Source organism: Photobacterium sp. Hal280 (assembly GCF_037162255.1).
GTDB lineage: Bacteria > Pseudomonadota > Gammaproteobacteria > Enterobacterales > Vibrionaceae > Photobacterium.
On sequence record NZ_JARLUO010000005.1, the window covers coordinates 1,568,525 to 1,586,580 of the forward strand.

The 18,056-nt window shown below is 46.5% G+C and carries 20 protein-coding genes and 1 pseudogene; 7 read left to right on the forward strand and 14 right to left on the reverse strand.

All coding sequences use genetic code 11. The features are described 5' to 3' along the window. Positions 1 to 247: 247 nt before the first annotated feature. From uspE to P4S53_RS16635, 11 genes and pseudogenes are all read right to left on the reverse strand, one after another. On the reverse strand, positions 248 to 1,186 hold the full coding sequence (gene uspE / locus P4S53_RS16585) for a universal stress protein UspE (RefSeq protein WP_337113535.1): 939 nt from the start codon (positions 1,184 to 1,186) through the stop codon (positions 248 to 250). 164 nt (positions 1,187 to 1,350) lie between these two features. Further along, entirely contained in the window at positions 1,351 to 2,100 is a 750-nt protein-coding gene (locus P4S53_RS16590; protein WP_337113537.1) for an FNR family transcription factor, read from the reverse strand. Positions 2,101 to 2,175: 75 nt separating this feature from the next. Then, positions 2,176 to 2,852: pseudogene (locus P4S53_RS16595) on the reverse strand (sulfite exporter TauE/SafE family protein). After that, a complete protein-coding gene (gene ccoS / locus P4S53_RS16600) occupies positions 2,849 to 3,046 on the reverse strand; it encodes a cbb3-type cytochrome oxidase assembly protein CcoS (protein ID WP_337113538.1) in 198 nt (65 codons plus the stop codon). Before ccoS ends, P4S53_RS16595 begins: the two are co-directional and overlap by 4 nt. Further along, on the reverse strand, positions 3,039 to 5,417 hold the full coding sequence (locus P4S53_RS16605; RefSeq protein ID WP_337113539.1) for a heavy metal translocating P-type ATPase: 2,379 nt from the start codon (positions 5,415 to 5,417) through the stop codon (positions 3,039 to 3,041). The genes ccoS and P4S53_RS16605 overlap by 8 nt, the downstream gene beginning before the upstream one ends. Then, the gene (locus P4S53_RS16610; protein WP_337113540.1) at positions 5,414 to 5,905 is read right to left on the reverse strand and encodes a FixH family protein; all 492 of its coding nucleotides are present in this window, start codon (positions 5,903 to 5,905) and stop codon (positions 5,414 to 5,416) included. Before P4S53_RS16610 ends, P4S53_RS16605 begins: the two co-directional genes overlap by 4 nt. Before the next feature lie 120 nt (positions 5,906 to 6,025). Continuing rightward, entirely contained in the window at positions 6,026 to 7,003 is a 978-nt protein-coding gene (gene ccoP / locus P4S53_RS16615) for a cytochrome-c oxidase, cbb3-type subunit III (protein WP_337113541.1), read from the reverse strand. 2 nt (positions 7,004 to 7,005) lie between these two features. After that, positions 7,006 to 7,182 (reverse strand): cbb3-type cytochrome oxidase subunit 3, encoded by a 177-nt coding sequence (locus P4S53_RS16620; RefSeq protein ID WP_027252218.1) that lies wholly within the window; start codon positions 7,180 to 7,182, stop codon positions 7,006 to 7,008. A 9-nt stretch (positions 7,183 to 7,191) separates the two neighbouring features. Beyond that, positions 7,192 to 7,800 carry a cytochrome-c oxidase, cbb3-type subunit II gene (ccoO, locus tag P4S53_RS16625; RefSeq protein WP_337113542.1) on the reverse strand — a complete coding sequence of 203 codons (609 nt, stop codon included), beginning with the start codon at positions 7,798 to 7,800 and terminating at the stop codon, positions 7,192 to 7,194. 12 nt (positions 7,801 to 7,812) lie between these two features. Beyond that, positions 7,813 to 9,240, reverse strand: coding sequence for a cytochrome-c oxidase, cbb3-type subunit I (gene ccoN, locus P4S53_RS16630; protein ID WP_046221916.1), 1,428 nt, complete (start codon positions 9,238 to 9,240; stop codon positions 7,813 to 7,815). Between the two features lie 779 nt (positions 9,241 to 10,019). Then, on the reverse strand, positions 10,020 to 10,709 hold the full coding sequence (locus P4S53_RS16635; RefSeq protein WP_337113543.1) for an SDR family oxidoreductase: 690 nt from the start codon (positions 10,707 to 10,709) through the stop codon (positions 10,020 to 10,022). Positions 10,710 to 10,861: 152 nt separating this feature from the next. Between P4S53_RS16635 and P4S53_RS16640 the strand changes: the two genes are divergently transcribed. From P4S53_RS16640 to P4S53_RS16655, 4 genes are all read left to right on the forward strand, one after another. Continuing rightward, complete coding sequence (locus tag P4S53_RS16640) at positions 10,862 to 11,284, forward strand: FIST N-terminal domain-containing protein (RefSeq protein ID WP_337113544.1); 423 nt, start codon at positions 10,862 to 10,864, stop codon at positions 11,282 to 11,284. Further along, positions 11,281 to 12,033: an FIST signal transduction protein gene (locus P4S53_RS16645; protein ID WP_337113545.1), complete on the forward strand. Its 753-nt coding sequence runs from the start codon at positions 11,281 to 11,283 to the stop codon at positions 12,031 to 12,033. Before P4S53_RS16640 ends, P4S53_RS16645 begins: the two co-directional genes overlap by 4 nt. A gap of 5 nt (positions 12,034 to 12,038) precedes the next feature. Continuing rightward, on the forward strand, positions 12,039 to 13,316 hold the full coding sequence (locus P4S53_RS16650; RefSeq protein WP_337113546.1) for a histidine kinase dimerization/phospho-acceptor domain-containing protein: 1,278 nt from the start codon (positions 12,039 to 12,041) through the stop codon (positions 13,314 to 13,316). 65 nt (positions 13,317 to 13,381) lie between these two features. Then, positions 13,382 to 14,122, forward strand: a complete 741-nt coding sequence (locus tag P4S53_RS16655) for a response regulator (protein WP_337113547.1) — start codon at positions 13,382 to 13,384, stop codon at positions 14,120 to 14,122. A gap of 524 nt (positions 14,123 to 14,646) precedes the next feature. Here the strand turns inward: P4S53_RS16655 and P4S53_RS16660 are convergent. Further along, positions 14,647 to 15,192, reverse strand: coding sequence for a hypothetical protein (locus P4S53_RS16660; protein WP_337113548.1), 546 nt, complete (start codon positions 15,190 to 15,192; stop codon positions 14,647 to 14,649). Between the two features lie 279 nt (positions 15,193 to 15,471). Here P4S53_RS16660 and P4S53_RS16665 point away from each other — a divergent pair, with 279 nt between their 5' ends. The 3 genes from P4S53_RS16665 to P4S53_RS16675 all read left to right on the forward strand — a co-directional run bounded on the left by P4S53_RS16665 (position 15,472) and on the right by P4S53_RS16675 (position 17,078). Further along, the gene (locus P4S53_RS16665; protein WP_337113549.1) at positions 15,472 to 15,666 is read left to right on the forward strand and encodes a helix-turn-helix domain-containing protein; all 195 of its coding nucleotides are present in this window, start codon (positions 15,472 to 15,474) and stop codon (positions 15,664 to 15,666) included. Between the two features lie 370 nt (positions 15,667 to 16,036). Further along, on the forward strand, positions 16,037 to 16,333 hold the full coding sequence (locus tag P4S53_RS16670; RefSeq protein ID WP_337113550.1) for a hypothetical protein: 297 nt from the start codon (positions 16,037 to 16,039) through the stop codon (positions 16,331 to 16,333). A gap of 343 nt (positions 16,334 to 16,676) precedes the next feature. Next, positions 16,677 to 17,078 (forward strand): response regulator, encoded by a 402-nt coding sequence (locus tag P4S53_RS16675; protein WP_337113551.1) that lies wholly within the window; start codon positions 16,677 to 16,679, stop codon positions 17,076 to 17,078. A 94-nt stretch (positions 17,079 to 17,172) separates the two neighbouring features. Here the strand turns inward: P4S53_RS16675 and P4S53_RS16680 are convergent, their stop codons facing one another. Continuing rightward, positions 17,173 to 17,481 carry a DUF3634 family protein gene (locus P4S53_RS16680; protein ID WP_027252211.1) on the reverse strand — a complete coding sequence of 103 codons (309 nt, stop codon included), beginning with the start codon at positions 17,479 to 17,481 and terminating at the stop codon, positions 17,173 to 17,175. 46 nt (positions 17,482 to 17,527) lie between these two features. Continuing rightward, positions 17,528 to 17,980: a macrodomain Ter protein MatP gene (gene matP / locus P4S53_RS16685; RefSeq protein ID WP_337113553.1), complete on the reverse strand. Its 453-nt coding sequence runs from the start codon at positions 17,978 to 17,980 to the stop codon at positions 17,528 to 17,530. Between the last annotated feature and the right edge of the window lie 76 nt (positions 17,981 to 18,056).

Here is an 18,056-nt window from a genome sequence, read left to right on the forward strand (position 1 = left end):
AACGGTAAATGCATTGAGCACGATGATAGATGCAGTCATGAAATATCATCGGTAAAGGTTACCGTGAGCAAGGTTCGCGACTTGTTCTCACTGGCAAATTTCATGGCGGGTATGATACGGATTCCAGCGTCGGATTCCAGCGTGATTTTGATCTTAATTGATAATTAAGCGGGTGAATGGCAGTTTAAACGATTGTTGCAGGTGAAAAGCACGCCTGAAGGTTGCAGGCGCGCCTTTCAGAGCATGTTTATTGGTTTGGATCCAGAGGACTGATGTAGCCATCTGGCTTGAGGGCCAGTAAGTCGCAGTTAAGGCTGTCAATGGTGTGCTCAGCAGTATTACCAATAAAGACTGCAGAAAGCCCGGTCCGGCCTGTGGTGCCCAGTATAACGAGTTCTGCATCTAACTCTTCTGCCACTTTTGGAATGACGTCTTCAGGCAATCCTTCGACGACATGGGTTTTTTCTGCATCAATACCGTGTTTTTGCCTCAGTGCCTTCATTGAGGTCAGATGGTGGCCTCGAACCGCATCTGTGTAGGTTGCAGGGTCAAATTCAGGTAATTCAATCGTAATGTTAACCGGGGTGGCAGGGTAGGCGTTGACCAGATTGACTTCGGCAACCAGTACTTCTGCCATGTTCTTCGCTTCGCTGATGATTTTATCGTTCAGTGTTTCGTGCGTATCACTTTCGGCTGCTAAGTTGACACAAGCCAGTACCTTACCGTTTTCGGGCCAGCTGTGCTCTTTAACTAAAAGCACAGGACATGGACATTTGCGCAATAAATGCCAGTCGGTAGGGGTAAAAATAACAGAGCCGATTTTGTCGTGTTTATGAGTGGCTTTTATCAGTAGGTCATGATGATGGCTGTACACCTCGGCGATAACGGCTTCATAGGGCCGATTGTGCCACACAACAAGGATGTCGATATCAACACCGGCACTGACATGAGGGCGGATAATGTCTTTTAACCATTCTTCGCGCTGTTGGATTACGCCGCGCCGCATGGCCTGGCGCTCATCCGACGAAAGCATGGATGTCATTTCGTAAGAAAAATCGTAAATGGCAAGGAATACAGTGATGTGAACATTCTCACTTTTTTCAGCGAGATGTACTGCGCGTGACAAAGCCGGTTGGTTGTCTTGCAGTGGATCGGCCACTACGAGGATGTTTTTGTATGAGTTCATTACTGCCCCCTGTCTCAACGGATTCGCAATCGACCAGATCTGAAAAACTGTTTGTATTCAGATTAGTATATTCACTGTAACGGATTGCTGCGAGGAAATGGAGAACTTTGAAGAGGAATTACAGTAAAAATTGATGGGCATCAAGCCCATCAATTTTAATAAATCTATTTACAGTTAGTCGCACCTGCAAGCTGAGCGAGCTGCTCACGATCGAGAACCGTGATGTACTTGCCTTTGACGCCGATGATTTCAGATTTTTGAAAACGCCCTAAAAGACGACTGATTGTTTCAACTGTCAGCCCCAGGTAATTACCAATATCGCCACGGGTCATGGTCAGCCGGAATTCACGGGCTGAAAAACCACGCTCTGAGAAACGGCATGACAAATCATAGAGAAACGCAGCCAGACGCTCTTCGGCATTTTTCTTAGAAAGCAGCAGGATCATATTCTGATCGCTTTTAATTTCACTGCTCATCAGACGCATAATTTGCTGTCTGAGCTTAGGCATCTTACCGGCAAGATCGTCCAATGTTTCAAACGGAATCTCGCATACCATAGAGGTTTCGAGCGACTGGGCAAAACTTTGGTGTTTATGGTCGTTAATCGCGTCGAAACCCACCAAGTCGCCAGCTAGATGAAAAGCGGTAATTTGTTCGTCGCCTTGCTCGGTGATGGTATAGGTTTTCACTGTGCCTGAACGAATCGCGTACAGCGCTTTCAGCTCGTCCCCGGCTTTAAATAACTCCTGGCCCTTATGGATAGGTTTTTTACGCTCAATAATGCTGTCCAGCTGATCTAACTCTGCGTCATTGAGCGTAAAAGGGATACATAACTGACTGATACTGCAATCCTGACAATGGATGGCACATCCACCGGATTGAATGCGTTTTGTGGCGATTTTATCTGAATTCATAAACTGTGGCCTGACCAAGTTCGGATACTCGGGTCACTCTATCACATTCTTATTCATAATGACGAGTATAAAACATTAGGAAAATTGTGTGATTGCGACATAACCTGTGTGGATGCCGTATGCCAATAACAGTAATGCACTGGTTTTTTTACTATCTGATTGGAAAGCCATTGTTTAAGCGTTTCTGCAAAGCTGCCGACTAACAGCATGGCAGGCAGCGTTCCCAGACCAAAGGCCAGCATGACACCGGCACCGGAGCCTGCATTGCCAGCCACAGCGGCCCAACTTAACATCGAGTAGACTAACCCGCAGGGTAACCAGCCCCATACCAGTCCAAACGGAAAGGCCGCCAGGGGAGACTTGAGCGGTAACATCGACTTGGCTAAAGGTGAGATTAAACGCCAAAGTGATTGGCCGAGCGCTTCAATTTTGGTGACCCCTTGCCACCACTGGCCAATATACAGGGCGAGAAGAATCATCATCGCTGCGGCGAAAATTCGCAGGAAAAGGAGCGCAGAGCTTAATCCGCTCAACGTTGCCATACCTGCCACTGTGCCACCAATTACAGCCCCGGCTGCTGCGTAAGAGATCAGGCGTCCGGCGTTATAGCAGAGCAAGTATGGAAAACGGCGGCTTTGCTGTTGGCCTGGCATACCTAAAGTAATGGCGGCAGCGATACCGCCACACATCCCCAGACAATGGCCGGCACCCAGCAGGCCAATCATAAAAGCAGCGAAGAAATCTGTGGTCACTGTTTTTCCTTGCCTGTCTGCTCATCATCCGTTTGTTGCGTGGGTTGCTTCTCTTCATTCTCATCAAACAGGATGTCATATCCTTGTCTTTCGAGGTCTTCAAACTGTTCTGATTTGACGGCCCAGATAAAAATGGCAACGGCAATGCAGACGAAGATGATTGCAATCGGGATGAGTAAATACAGGCTAGCCATCTTCTTTCAATAACCTCAGTGAATTAGAGACAACAATGATGGAGCTGGCAGACATGCCTAATACGGCAATATAAGGGGCAACCAGTCCGGCAACAGCCAGAGGCAGAATAACAAGGTTATACCCTAATGCCCACGACAGATTTTCCCGAATGATCTTCTTGGTTCTCATCGCCAGACGTCGTGCTTCCAGTACTCGGCTTAAATGATCGCCAAGTAAAACCATATCTGCTGACGATTTAGCAACATCCGTACCACCGCCCATCGCGAGTGACAGATGAGCGCCAGCCAGTACGGGGGCATCATTCACACCGTCCCCAATCATCAGGGCTATCTGATCTTTAGCAAGACTGTTGAGGTAGTCGAGTTTGCCTTGTGGGGTCGCGCCGCTGATCAGTTTGTCGACAGCAAGCGTATTCGCCACGCGAGCAGCGTTGTCGGAGTTATCACCTGTGAGCATGGTGACCTGAATCCCTTCAGCCTGAAAGGCGCTGACCAGCGATTGACTGTCGTGCCGGATAGGATCATCCAGCAGGAAAGCGGCGATGGCTTTGCCATTACAGGTCAGCCAAACCTGGAAGTCCTGGTCTGGAGAAGGTGCGTTTTCGCCGTTGAACGCAAAACTCTGCTTTCCGATTCGCCATTCTTTTCCTTCTCTCATGCCTTTGAGGCCAAAGCCGATCTCGTTCTCAACCTCATCGAAAGAGAACGTGTTATTACGATAACCTGAAAAAGCGCGGGCGATAGGATGGTTTGCAAAACGTTCCAGTTCGGCAGCGATGCTCAGGACCTCTGTTTCATCGTAATTGTCGAAGCATACTGTTTGGATAACTCTGACATTGCCTTCGGTTAAGGTACCGGTTTTATCAATCACCAGTTGGTTTACATTGCAGAGTGTTTCCAGAACGTGTCCGCGCCGGAGCAGAATGCCTAAACGACCCAGCCGCGATGTCGCGCAAGTCAGCGCAGTTGGTGTCGCCAGCGACAGGGCACAAGGGCAGGTAGCGACCAGTACTGCTAATGTAATCCATAGTGCATCATCGGGTTTTGCCTGATGCCAGTAAAGCCAGGTCCCCGCTGCAATGATAAGAATCACAGCGACAAAATAGCGCGCGACCACGTCGGCAATTTCGGCAATTTTTGGCTTCGTTGCCTGCGCTTCATCCTGAAGACGAATGATGTTCGAAATAAGAGAGTGCTGGCGGTCCTGAGTGACTTTCACGGTCAGGTTACCGTCACCGTTAATGGTGCCAGCATACACAGTATCATCCTTGCCTCTTCTCACGGGCAACGGTTCCCCCGTCAGCATTGACTCGTCGACCACACTGTTCCCAGACACAATCATCCCATCGGCTGGCAAGCTTTCTCCGGGTAAAACTGTGACAACGTCACCTGCCTTCAGGCTTTTGGCTGCAATCTGGCGACCATCCACCAAATTTGCCATAGCCGGAATCAATTTAAGCAGATTGGCACTGGCTGCAGCTGCTTTACGGCGCGCCCGCATCTCAAGATAGCGGCCGATCAATAAAAAGAAGGTAAACATCGAAATGGATTCGAAGAACACTTCGCCCTTTGCTGTGACAGTGGCATAAAAGCTGGCCACGTAAGCAAAGATTAGTGCAATAGAAACAGGGACATCCATACCTAATGTGCGTGCTTTGAGGTTCCGCCAGGCATTTAAGTAGAATGGTAATGCCGAGTAGAGAAGCACAGGGGTGGCGAACAGAAGGCTGACCCAGCGGAAATAGTTTCGGAAGCTCTCATCCAGATCACCAAATACCTCGAAGTACAGTGCAACCGCCAGCATCATCACCTGCATGCTGGCTAAGCCGGCGATACCTAAACGGTACAGGTAACTCTTCATCGTATTGTGGTAATGCTGCTCTTGGTTATCCGCCTCAAAAGGGGCCGCTTTGTAGCCTAAACGGTGAATGGCGGACAAAAGAGTGCTGAGTTTAGTCTGCTCGGGGTTCCAGCTGAGCAGAGCGCGGTGCGTGGTGGTATTGACGCGAATGTTAACTAAGCCTGTTTCGCGTTTGAGTTGTCGCTCAATTAACCATGCGCAGGCGGCACACGACACGCCTTCGAGTGACAATGTCACTTCATGTGTGTTATCGCGAGTCCTGACAAAGTCCTGCTGAATCTCTTCGTTGTCATAAAGGGCAAGGGACTGTAATTGCTGAGGGACCAGATCGGCTTTATCTGCTGTTGCGGTCCGGTACTCGTAATAGGATGTCAAACCACTGTCGACTATGGTACTTGCCACAGCGTGGCAGCCCGGGCAGCACATACTGCGTGCTGTTCCCAGGATGTCGACCGTTAAATGGGTATCGTGTGGGACAGGATCACCACAGTGGTAGCAAGAGGTTGTCATCCTTTGTTTTGTCCATACAGCTTGATCGGATCGGATGAGGGCAGGTTCAAACGGCCATTCAGCTTCCATTCGCCCTGAAACGGCTCGACTTCGACAAACCATGGGCCATCAATCGACTCTGGGGCTGTAAATCGGTAGCGGCCTTTTTGGTCCGGGCTGATCATTTGGGTAAAGTCTTTTTCCGCTAAGGTGCGGTGAGTAAAGAGCACTCGCAGGGTCGGAAAATCAGCTAATTCACCTTTATCCAGAGACAGAGTGATATCTTGCTGGTTCACCTGGATATCGGCCTTGATTTTCAGAGCGTCGGCGACACGCAGTCGCGAAAAGTCCTGATTGATGCCTTTCCCTTTCTTGTAATAGTCTTCAGCAACCAGATCCACTTTGTTCTGAGAGAATATATACAGCGCAGTCATGCTGTATGTAATGGATAAGGCTGGAATCGCAATTATGAACCAGGGCCAAAACTGCTTATACCATGGCTTTTGCATTGTGAATCCTTTTAGTATCTATAAAAAGAGCCCCTGATTTTAGCAGGGGCCCTATGACTTAGCTTCAGTGAAATTGTCAGCAAACGTCAACAATTAACTGATTCGTAACAGAAATCAGGATTACTGCCCGTTGTTGCTCAGGCCCCATACATAAGCAGAGATCAGCTGAATTTTTTCTTCGCCCAGAATGTTATCCCAAGCGGGCATGACGCCCTGACGACCGTGAGTAATCGTATCAACGACCGCACGACGTGAGCCACCATATAACCAGATATTATCCGTCAGGTCAGGCGCACCAAATGCAGGGTTACCTTTACCATCCGTACCATGACAGGCGGCACATACCACAAAGCGTTGTTTACCCGCTGCGGCCTCTTTGGCATTCACTTTACGGCCAGACAGGCTCAGAGCGTAGCTTGTGACTTCTTGTACACCGTCTTCGCCCAGGGTGTCAATCCATGCTGGCATCGCGCCTTTACGGCCATGCATCAGGGTGGTTTTGATGGTTTCAGGTTCACCGCCATACAACCAATCGTTATCGGTCAGGTTAGGGAAGCCCTGCTGACCACGTGCATCAGAGCCGTGGCACTGAGCACAGTTTTGCAGGAACAAGCGTTGGCCGACACGGCGAGCATCTTGATCGGCTGCAATTTCTTCGATTGGACGAAGGTTGTTACCAGACTCGTCATAGGCAAGGGCTTTAAACAGCTCGCCATAAGCTTGTTCTGCATCACCTAACTCTTTGGCATACTGATCAAGCTCTTTCGTTTGCTGGGAGTTAGCAATAGAGGCTTTTGACTCAGCCACTGTACGAACAGTCTGATCTGAACTCTGCCAACCCAAAAGACCCTTAAAATTGCCCAGGCCAGGGTATAGCGCCAGGTATACCAAAGAAAAAACGATGGTTCCCCAGAACATGTAAGACCACCACTTCGGCAGTGGGTTATTGATCTCGCGAATACCATCGTATTCGTGGCCCATGTCCTCACCTTCTTCAACACCCATTTTGTCCTTGCTACACCAAGTAAGGACGGCAGCAACTGCAGCCAGGGTGCCAAGCGTGATGACGATGATCCATACACTCCAAAACGTCGACATTCTTATTTGCTCCTGTCTTTTTCACGCGTGGCCACATCCTTCTCCTCGTCTGCAAAAATCAAATTAGCAGCTTCGTCGAATTGGGATTTACGGCGTTTACTGTAGGCCCAAAGGACAATACCAATAAAGCTACCGAACAGAATTACAGTCCAGATACTATGAATGGTTCCGATATCCATGGTGCCTCCTTATTTCATCGCGTGACCTAGAGACTGAAGGTAAGCAATAAGTGCGTCCATTTCAGTCTTGCCTTTCACATCACCACCTGCTTTCGCAATTTGTTCATCAGTGTAAGGTACACCGAACTTATCGCGGAATAAGGCAAGCTTTTTAGAGGTTATTTCGCCATCCAGTACATTCTCTTCCAGCCAAGGGAAACCGGGCATGTTAGATTCTGGTACGACATCGCGAGGGTTGCGCAAGTGTACACGGTGCCATTCATCGGAATAACGACCGCCTACACGAGCAAGGTCCGGACCTGTACGCTTAGAGCCCCACAGGAATGGATGCTCCCAAACACTTTCACCGGCAACAGAATAATGGCCGTAACGTTCAGTCTCTGAACGGAATGGGCGAATCATCTGGCTGTGACAAACGTTACATCCTTCACGGATATAAATGTCACGGCCTTCCATTTCCAGGGCAGTGTAAGGGCGGAGGTTTTCTACTGGCTCAGTTGTTTGATCCTGATAAATCAACGGCGTGATTTCTACCAGCGCCCCCAAACTGATTGCAATCACAATCAGGATGGCCAGCAAACCAACATTTTTTTCAACAAGTTCGTGACGAAAGCTCATCAGTTTTACTCCTTATGCTGGTTGCTCTATGGCTTTTAAGCTGTCTTTCGGTGCGGCAATAGTTCTGTAAGCGTTGTAAGCCATCAGGAACATGCCGGTTACGAAGATCAGACCGCCACAGAAACGCACGAAGTAGAACGGATAAGACGCTTGCAGTGCTTCAACAAAGCTGTAGGTCAGGGTACCGTCGGTATTCACCGCGCGCCACATCAGACCTTGCATCACACCAGAAATCCACATAGCGACGATGTACAGAACCGTACCAATAGTGGCCAGCCAGAAATGCACGTTCACCAGTTTGATGGAGTACATACGCTCTTGACCGAACAGTTTTGGAATCAGGTGATAGACCGAACCGATAGAAACCATGGCAACCCAGCCTAACGCACCTGAGTGAACGTGGCCGATTGTCCAGTCGGTATAGTGGGACAGAGCATTGACTGTCTTAATCGCCATCATCGGACCTTCGAAAGTAGACATGCCGTAGAACGACAGTGACACTACCAGGAAGCGCAGAATCGGGTCATAACGCAGTTTATGCCAGGCACCAGACAGCGTCATGATACCGTTGATCATGCCACCCCAGGATGGCGCAAACAGTACCAGAGACATCACCATGCCCAGTGACTGAGTCCAGTCAGGCAATGCGGTGTAGTGCAGGTGGTGCGGGCCAGCCCAGATGTACAGAGAAATCAGTGCCCAGAAGTGCACGATAGACAAACGGTAGGAATAAACAGGACGACCGGCTTGTTTCGGGACGAAGTAGTACATCATACCCAGGAAGCCAGCAGTAAGAAGGAAACCTACGGCGTTGTGTCCGTACCACCACTGAACCATGGCATCGACTGCACCAGAGTAGACAGAATACGACTTCGTCATTGAGACCGGAATCGCCATACTGTTAACAATGTGAAGAACGGCTACCGTCAGGATGAATGCACCGAAGAACCAGTTTGCCACATAAATGTGGGAGGTCTTTCGTTTAATCATCGTTCCGAAGAACACGACAGCATAGGAGACCCAGACCACGGCAATCAGTATATCGATTGGCCATTCCAGTTCAGCGTATTCTTTGCTGGTTGTATATCCCATAGGCAGCGTAATGACTGCTGATAGGATCACGGCTTGCCAGCCCCAGAAGGTGAACGACGCTAACTTGCCACCAAACAACGTGGTTTGACAGGTACGCTGAACGACATAATAAGATGTCGCGAACAGTGCACTGGTACCGAAAGCGAAGATCACTGCATTAGTATGCAGCGGACGCAGACGGCTGTATGTCAACCAAGGGGTGTCAAAGTTAAGTGCCGGCCAAACCAGCTGAGCGGCAATAAATACACCAACGCTCATTCCAACAATACCCCACAGTATGGTAGCTAGGGTGAATTGCCGAACGACCGTATAGTTGTAGTTTTGATCAAGCTGCTTTTCTTGGCTCATGTTGCATGCTTCCACTAAAAAATTTCAACTACACTCTTGTTTCTTTGCGAACAACCATTTCGCAATGCCACCCAAAGCTTAGACAAATCCTGTGTTGTTTTTATAAACAATTCGACACGGAAATTGCTATTTTGTTGTAAAAGTGGCATTTTCAGCACGCATAATACTTGAGATAAGAAATGATTGACAGTGTGAAGGGTGGGCTCATGTCGCGGCTCACTATTTTTATGCAAAAAGTTTGAACTATGTAACATGGGAAATGTATACAATCATGGCCGCACAGAAACTAACGAAAGCTCGGTTGATCCAAATTCTGCTCCTACTTGCTGTTCTGATTACGGCATTCGTATGGAGAACAATTACATATACATCTGACAATAAGGCAGAAGAAGCCCCAAGGCCTTGTGAGAATTCGGTAGAGAAATGTACTGAGAATGAAGCGAAATAGAAGCTGAAAACACTGAGGTTTGCCAGGCTGGAATAAGGTAAGAAACGGGTACCAGTAGTCGATCCCTTTGTATTTAAAGGCGCCAAGTGTGGCAGAGCAAGGGGACGATTTGATGAATCAGTATCAAGAAGTCTGTTTTAGCACTCAACTCATTGAAATATTTAACATTTTAGTGATTTAACGCAATGTTGCTCTGATAAGGCAAACATGCAAGTACTCGTTCAGAAATCAGAACATTATTTTTCATTTGAAATTAATTAAAGTTGATTAAAAACAATAATATAAAGTTAAAATCTCATCCATTCACCAGTTTGAATCTTTTTCCGTGCCATTATGACGATTTTTTATCCAAAACTCGGTTCGAAACGTTGAAAACCTGTCCGTTGATGTGCGAAGCTTCGTTACTCACTAAAAAACGTACCATAGCTGCCACGTCTTTGAATTGATTTACATCATTTTTTATCGCATTTGTCCGGTTAAGAATGTATCGGGCAGCATGGACAGTAACATCCGGTGATAAGCTATTGGCCAATGCTTCAGTCAATCCAACCAGGCCCTGGCTGCATACGGCGAGTAATTCACTGTGAATGGCAGATTCATGCGGGGTAGGGACAACATGAACAATGGTTCCTTTTGTTGCTTTCAGAAGAGGCAGGCATTGCCTGGCGGTGAACAAGGTTGCTGTTAACTGGTGGTGAAGTGCCTGGTTCCAATCAAATAAATCCATTTCAGTGAAGGGGATACCCACATCGGGAAGTGAGACCGGTGGGTTAATAACAAGTGCATCAAGCCGACCGAATTGAGATTCAATCTCCCGGACGGCTGTGGCAATGTCTGATTCTTTACTGCAGTCTGTATTGCGAAACCTGACTCGTGGGTCCTCTGCAACCAAATCGTAGCCCGCATTTTCGTCATTGCTCAGTGACATGACAATAGACTGAGTCGCAGCAAGCTCTTTACAGATACGCTTGCCTAACTCTGTCGTTCCTTCTGTGACAATGATTACTGGTTGCTTTGTCATACCCAAATCTGCTTTGTCGAATAGTTAAATACTAATAACGGTAAATCGCACACAGACTTAAGAGTTTTTTTTATAAAAATTCAATACTCTGCTGATCCTCAAATTGAAACTGTCTATTATGGGGAAGATACACACTCAGCCGTGAACACCGCATGGAAATTGTTACCAGTTACTCAACGATAGAAACCACAGCGGCAGCAATAGATGAAGCTGTCAGTCAACTCAAAGCCAGATTAGTACGGCCCAGCTTGCTGTTGGTGTATTTTTCAGGGCATGACAATGCGCAAGTTATCCGAGAGCAACTTGTCGCTGAATTCCCCGATACCCAAATTTTAGGCTGTTCATCGTGCCAGGGTATCCTGACAGAAGATGGCTATTTCCCTGATCGGGTAATCGGTTTATGGGCTGTTTTTGATTTTAATGGCGCGTATGGCTCTGCTTTGGTGTCTACCCATCAGCTTCCTCAACAAATGGCAAAACAAGCATTACTGAAGGCCATTCAAAATACCGGACGCTCGGGGAATTGCCTTCACTCGTTTTGCTGCACGCTAGTCCTGGCGCAGAAGAAGAGGTGATACAGGCGATATCTCAAGAGTTTGGCACACCAGTGCCCATTATTGGTGGGAGCGCCGCGGATGCAGGGGTTTTGGGGGAATGGCAGCTTTTCACCCAAGATCATTCAGCTTCTGAAGGTGTTGCTGTGAGTGTCTTTTATCCATCATGCGACTTAAGCTTCTCTTTTCACTCTGGTTACGCAAAAACTGATCAGTACGCAGTGGCGACTAAGGTTGAGGGAAGGGAGCTCATAGAACTCGATCACCGGCCGGCAAAAGAGGTCTATGAAGAGTGGATTAAACAACCGTTAGAGTATGGTCAAAGTATCATGTCTCTCTCTGCTTTACATCCAATTGGCCGTATTGCGGGCACCTTACATGACTTACCCTATTTTAAGCTCGCTCATCCCAATTCTGTTACTGCGCGTGGTGGAATCACATTATTTGCTTCTATAAAGGAAGGAGAGAAGCTCTACCTGATGACGGGGACAGAAGATAATCTGGTCAACCGGACCAGCCGCACAGTGGATGGATTGCTTCATGGCAGCCATCAGCAGATCGAGGCTATTGGCGGGATAAGTATTTATTGTGCCGGCTGTATGCTCCAGGTGAAATCAAGGATGAACATAGTTGCAGAGAAAATGCAGCAATCTATGCTCAACGCGCCGTTTATTTGTCCGTTCACATTTGGAGAACAAGGTCAGTTTCTTGGTGGTGAAAATGAGCATGGTAATTTAATGATTTCTAACGTTTTGTTTTACCGGGAATGATGAGCATGCCAAGCAGAGAAACAGAAACCCTACAGGAAACCTTGCTTGCCTTACTCAGAAGCCAGGAAAGGGAAAAACAGCTCAGAGATGAGTACTCTGCTATTCTAGCGGGCATGTCAGCGATGGCTGGCGCCAATAGCAAGCGGCAAGTATTCAATAGCTTGCTCGCTGTTCTGCGCAAATATATTGGTTTCGAACACGCTCTGGTGCTGACTCGTGAAGATGAAACGTCACATCTAGAAGAGCTTGTCACCACCTGTACAAATTTTGAATCTTGCTCCTGGGAAGTCAATCAAACCTTTATACGTGCTATCAATGGTGAAAGTATTGCACTGTTTGACCCGCTGCAAGTTGCCGAATTTCGCTATTTACCCAAGGATCAGACAGGACTTTGTCGATCAGTGTTGATGACGGGAGTGAAAGTCAGCTCAGGTGACGCGTTATTGCTATTTTTGCATTCTCAACCCGGCCAGTTTGGTGCTTCATGTAAAAGAGTACTGGCACGATTTCGCCCGTTACTTGAGCGCGCAATCATCGATATTGACTACAGGGAAAGATTACAAACTCTGGTGACGGTGAGAACGCAAGAGTTATTACACAACCAGCAACGATTTAAAGACTTTGCAAATACCGTTGGTGACTGGTTTTGGGAGATAGATACCGAATACAGGTTCACGTATATCTCTGCGCCAGACTTATCTAATCACGTGATTGATAAGAAAAGTTTGTTAGATCTCTTTGATGATGATGCCGATTTCCAAACCAAGCTGCGTAATAAACTGCTCAGTAATGAAGATTTTGAAGACCTGGAGTGGCAGTTGCCCGGTAATGAGGGTGGGGCATGGATTAGCTTCAGCGGTAGCCCGTACTTTAGCAAACACGGAGAACTCCGGGGATATCGGGGAACAGCGAAAGATATCACCAGCAAGAAACAGCGTTTAGTCGAATTACAGCAAGCGCGACAACAAGCGGAATCTGCAAATGCTGCTAAATCTCAGTTTCTGGCCATGATGAGCCATGAAATTCGCACGCCTTTGAACGCCGTTCTTGGTTTGATGGATACTTTAGCGGATTCAGGACTGAATATTGAACAGCTTAAGTGGGTCAATCAAATGGAGCAGTCTGCTCAACTGCTTCTGACAATCATTAACGATATTTTGGATCTCTCCCGTATAGAATCAGGCAAGTTTGATTTATACATGGAACCTATGTCTGTCGCAGATTGCGCCACGCTGGTCGTTGAGCAGTTGAGAGATCAGGCTCAGAAAAAAATATCGATTTGAATATCCGGGTTGATGAAGTGGTTCCTGCAAGAACGCAAGGTGACAAGAACCGGGTCACTCAGGTCATGTTTAATTTGATTGGCAATGCTATCAAATTTACCAATAGTGGCTCTGTGAATGTTGTTGTGACGACAGCAGATAATGAGATTGTGATTAAAGTGATTGATACCGGAATCGGCATCTCAGATGAAGCACAGAAAAACCTCTTTAATCCGTTTGTGCAGGCAGACGGCAGTATTACAAGAAAATATGGCGGTACCGGATTAGGCCTGGCCATCAGTCGCCATCTTGTCGGAAAAATGCAAGGCCGTATATCACTGGTCAGCCAGTTAGGCCAAGGTAGCTGTTTTTCTGTGTTTTTACCGATTGTTGAAGCTGCCGCTGAAATTGAAGAAGAAAAGCTGCCGCAAAGAAAAGTTCCGCGCCGAGCATTATCTATTTTGTTGGCTGAAGACAGCAAGACAAACCAGATGGTCGCAAAACTCATGCTGGAAAAACGAGGACATCATGTTCAAGTGGCCGACAATGGGCAAATGGCACTGGATATGATCAAAGCGTCACCCGAACAATTTGATTTGGTATTAATGGACATCTCGATGCCGGTTATGGACGGTATGGAAGCAACCAGAAAGCTCCGGGAAGAACATGTTGATTTACCCATAGTAGCGCTGACGGCAAATGCCATGCATTCAGATCAGCTTGAATATCAAAAAGCGGGCATGAACGGCTTTTTAGCAAAGCCGATACGTGTCACTGAATTGGATAAACTGCTGAGTGAATACGCCGAGTTAGTCTCGCTGGCATAATTCACATTTACCGACGAACGCATTGGCGTTCGTCGACCTTAGGTAATTTCACCTGACATTGAAGGACCAGGCAAACTGAACATTTGCAGCAGGACTTAAATATAAGTGTGAATTACCTATTTTATGGTAAATCAGCGTTATGGTTAAATGACGCGTCTTAGCCAGCCAGATAGGCAGAGAGAAGGGAGCAGAAGAACTTTAATGCATCGGTTCTTATACCTCCCATACCCATCATTTAACATAATGTACATAATGCGTACTTAAGGGTTCCGGATTCCCGGGGACTTTCAGTGAGTTGCAGCGCTGCAACTTTGACATGCTGACTGGCTGACGCGCTGCGCTTGTAGAGCTTGAAGTGATTGCGACTGAGCAATCACTGAATCGGTGATCTGATTCAGTTCGGTGTGTGTGCGGAATTCCGCACTTAGTTGGGGTGTTACAGGCACACCAACATTTTCTCGGTAGATCCATGGCTGTTAAAAGGTACCTTCCCGCGCTGCGGGCCCCTTCCTTTCAACAGCCATTCATTCGATGATAAATCTGAACTCATAGCCTGTAGTGGGCCATTTATCATATACAAGCTTGATATCAGCAACTTTTTTCTGATCAGGTGTGGTTGCTGACCAGTTCATTGACTTACGGTTTTTTATTGCATCCTCAAGTTGTGGAAGTGAATCTACGCCAAGAGATTTGGAGATAAGTGTCTGAAATGCTTTTAATGCAGTATCTTCAGTATAAGACGATGGGGGTTGATTAAAATTTACGACAACTTTTAGCTTCTCAATCTGACTTCCCTTTCCCATAACATAATAAGCAATGTTATTAGCTAATGCGTCACTATCCGATGAATCGAGCTCAACGTAATTCGAAAAACAGATCGATCTAGTCACATCAGGATTTTTACTCATATGAGTATCAATTCCTTGTGAACTGAGAAAGTTACAGACTTCGCTTACATTTCCAAAACTTCTGGATGAGCTGGATTTATTAATATAGTGGGCCACAATCGCCGACAAAAAGATAGCTAACCCTATTAATTTCAGGTACTTATTTGATTTCTTATCAGACAAAATGTTTCTCTCCAAGAATGATTATGCCTTTGAGTACATATTATACGACATTATGTTACGGGCTCTCATTGCAAAACGATTCTCACACGATGTCATCACGGCCCGAAGACCGGATTTCACATCTACTCGCCCACCTTTTGCTGCTTCGAGGTAGCCAGTTCTAACGCAATGCTACTGACGACAAACCACTCAACATAATGACGCACCACATAATGCGTACTTAAGGTGTAAGATCTATTTCGAAATGTCAGGTTGTTCTAGGTTGTTTGGAGCCTGTGGATGCTATTGACTGAATTACTGAGAATCAAACTTATCCAAGATATCTCTGACAAACGGATCACCGGCGTCGAAGTTGCCCGCTTACTCAAACTGAGTCCCCGGCAAGTTTACCGACTGATTAAACGCTTTGCCGAATTAGGCGCTGCCGGCTTGGTTTCTTTAATTGGTTTATTTAAAGCGTGGCCAGCTTGGTAATCACCGGCATGATGATAAATCAAAATTACAGACATTGGCTTTGCTCCATCAGCACTACGAAGATTTCGGCCCGACATTGGCCCATGAAAAACTCTCCGATCTTCATAACATCCATGTTTCAGTTGAGACCCTGCGCCAATGGATGATTGCCGATGGCTTCTGGGTTCCCCATGCCAAGCGTAAACCACGGGTTTATCAACCACGACATCGTCGTGATTGCCCGGGTGATTCGATGATATGGCGCCTACCCGTGGTTACCTTGAACAACACGGCAAACCGATCGCGTTCTATAGCGACCGCCATGCCGTGTTTCATGTCAGTAAACACGATATCTAGACTGCACATTTAATCCAATTTGGTCGTGTACTGAATGATCTCAAAATCGAGCTGTTCGCAAGCTAAAGGCCGCGTTGAGCGCGCGAACAAAACGTTACAGGATCACTTAATCAAAGAAATGCGGCTGCAAGGCAATAAAGAAGACTATCGAGCAGTCAATGTCTGGCTCCCCGGCTTCATCACCAATTTTAACCGCCGCTTCGCCAAGTTAGCACGGTTTCCGAAAGACATGCACCGACCGCTGCGGCAATCCACCGACGAACTGAATGATATCTTTACCAGGCAGGAATTGTGCAAGCTGTCATACCGTGTTTTGGAGCCGCTCGCTTAATTTAACTGGGTCAGCACCCTTTACCCCAAAAACTGCTCCAAATGGTAACTTTACCTGGCATGAAATGCGCAGACACTGACCTCTGCAAATAAAACGAAATAATAGCTAATGAACGAAGTGACAACGTCACCCAATCCAAATCCCGACATTCAATCTGATTAGCTTGATTAAGTTGTCCCTTAAATTGTTTTAATTTCACAAGCTAGTTTGAAATTTGAAATCAATAAATAAGTTATAGTGCGTTATAGCATATGTTCTTGAACTCTTTTGCTGGTATGTCAGTAAATTCTTATCTAATATCAATGAGGACAAAAACACATAATAATTAGATGGATGCCGGAACATGAAAAGTATTCTGATCATTGAAGACAACAAAGTGATGGCACAAATTTTAGCGCAACTGCTAAGAAACAGCATACAACCCAAAACATTGCTTCATGCCAGCTCCATTAGCCAGGCTGAGGCCATATTCATGAAATCCAGACTCGTAGGCCATGCATTGGATTGTGTCTTCTTAGACTTAAACCTCAGCCTGCCTTTGGATGGCCTGTCGTTGCTCAGCCAAATAAAACAGGAGCAGCCAGACTTACCTGTTATCGTTGTGACTGCAGAAAATGAAATGGAAACGGTGAAAAAAGTTATCTCGCATAAGCCTGATGGCTACATTGTGAAACCCCTTTCGATGCAAAAGCTCAATCAATGTTTAGCCAAGGTCTCAAATTTTCAGCTTAATGTTGAAAAGTAAATATGAGCGATTTTTGTTTTAATCGCCTCTCAGTAAGTTATGGTGCACTAAGAAGGCACCAGTATCTCCTCTCCTCGCATTAGCAGACCTGAACCTAGGCTTGTCGCCGGCCTGATTTCTTATTGTTGGAAGAAAACGGAAACACGTTGTGAATCTTTTGCTTCACTTTTGCCGGAACATCTTTCGAGAAAACCAGCTTTGTCGTAAATCGATTCTTATAGACTTTGATTTGCCCACTGAATGGCTCTCGATGGGCTATGTCTTTACACCCATGTAAGAACCCACTGGGGACATTTCCCTTCGTCTGTTTCAGCTCACCGTGCTCAAATTTTAACATCATTACTGGACGGTCCTTAAAAACCAGGATCAGTACAGCAACTGCCAGCAAAAGAACATATTCCATTGTCTTATTCCTCAAACAAACAGCGCATGATATTAGGTATAGCGAATCAGTCGAGTTGAAGCAATTTACTTAAGTCTTGTTTTATGTCCTGTACCTTTTTATTGGCTTCCAGGGACTTGGTGCTTTCACTCAACAAATACTCGATAGTGTCAGATAAGGTACAGTCCAGCTCTTTCGACTTCTCTGCCAGCTTCTCCCAGACTCGATAATCCAGATCAATAGATTTTTTGCGTGTGTGGATCTGCTCAGCATTGAAGTGGCGTTTTCGCTTCGCACGTATCGCCTGCTTCATTTTATTTTCGAGCCCGGGAGACATGTGCTGGCCGATCCAATCCAGTACTTTGGTTGGTTCGTGCTCTATCTCAAATAATGATGCCACGGCGGCCTCGGCCTCACTGGTATCAATATGACGCGTAACGGCTTCCCCTTCCTTGTACTTCTTTACCAGGTAGCCCCACTTCCAGCCAGCCTCAAGGTTTTCTAATTGCTGATATTTCATAATCGACGCTTATTTGGGTATGTAAAGTCTACAATGAATAGAGAGTGACAGTGTAACTAGATCGACATTGAAGCAC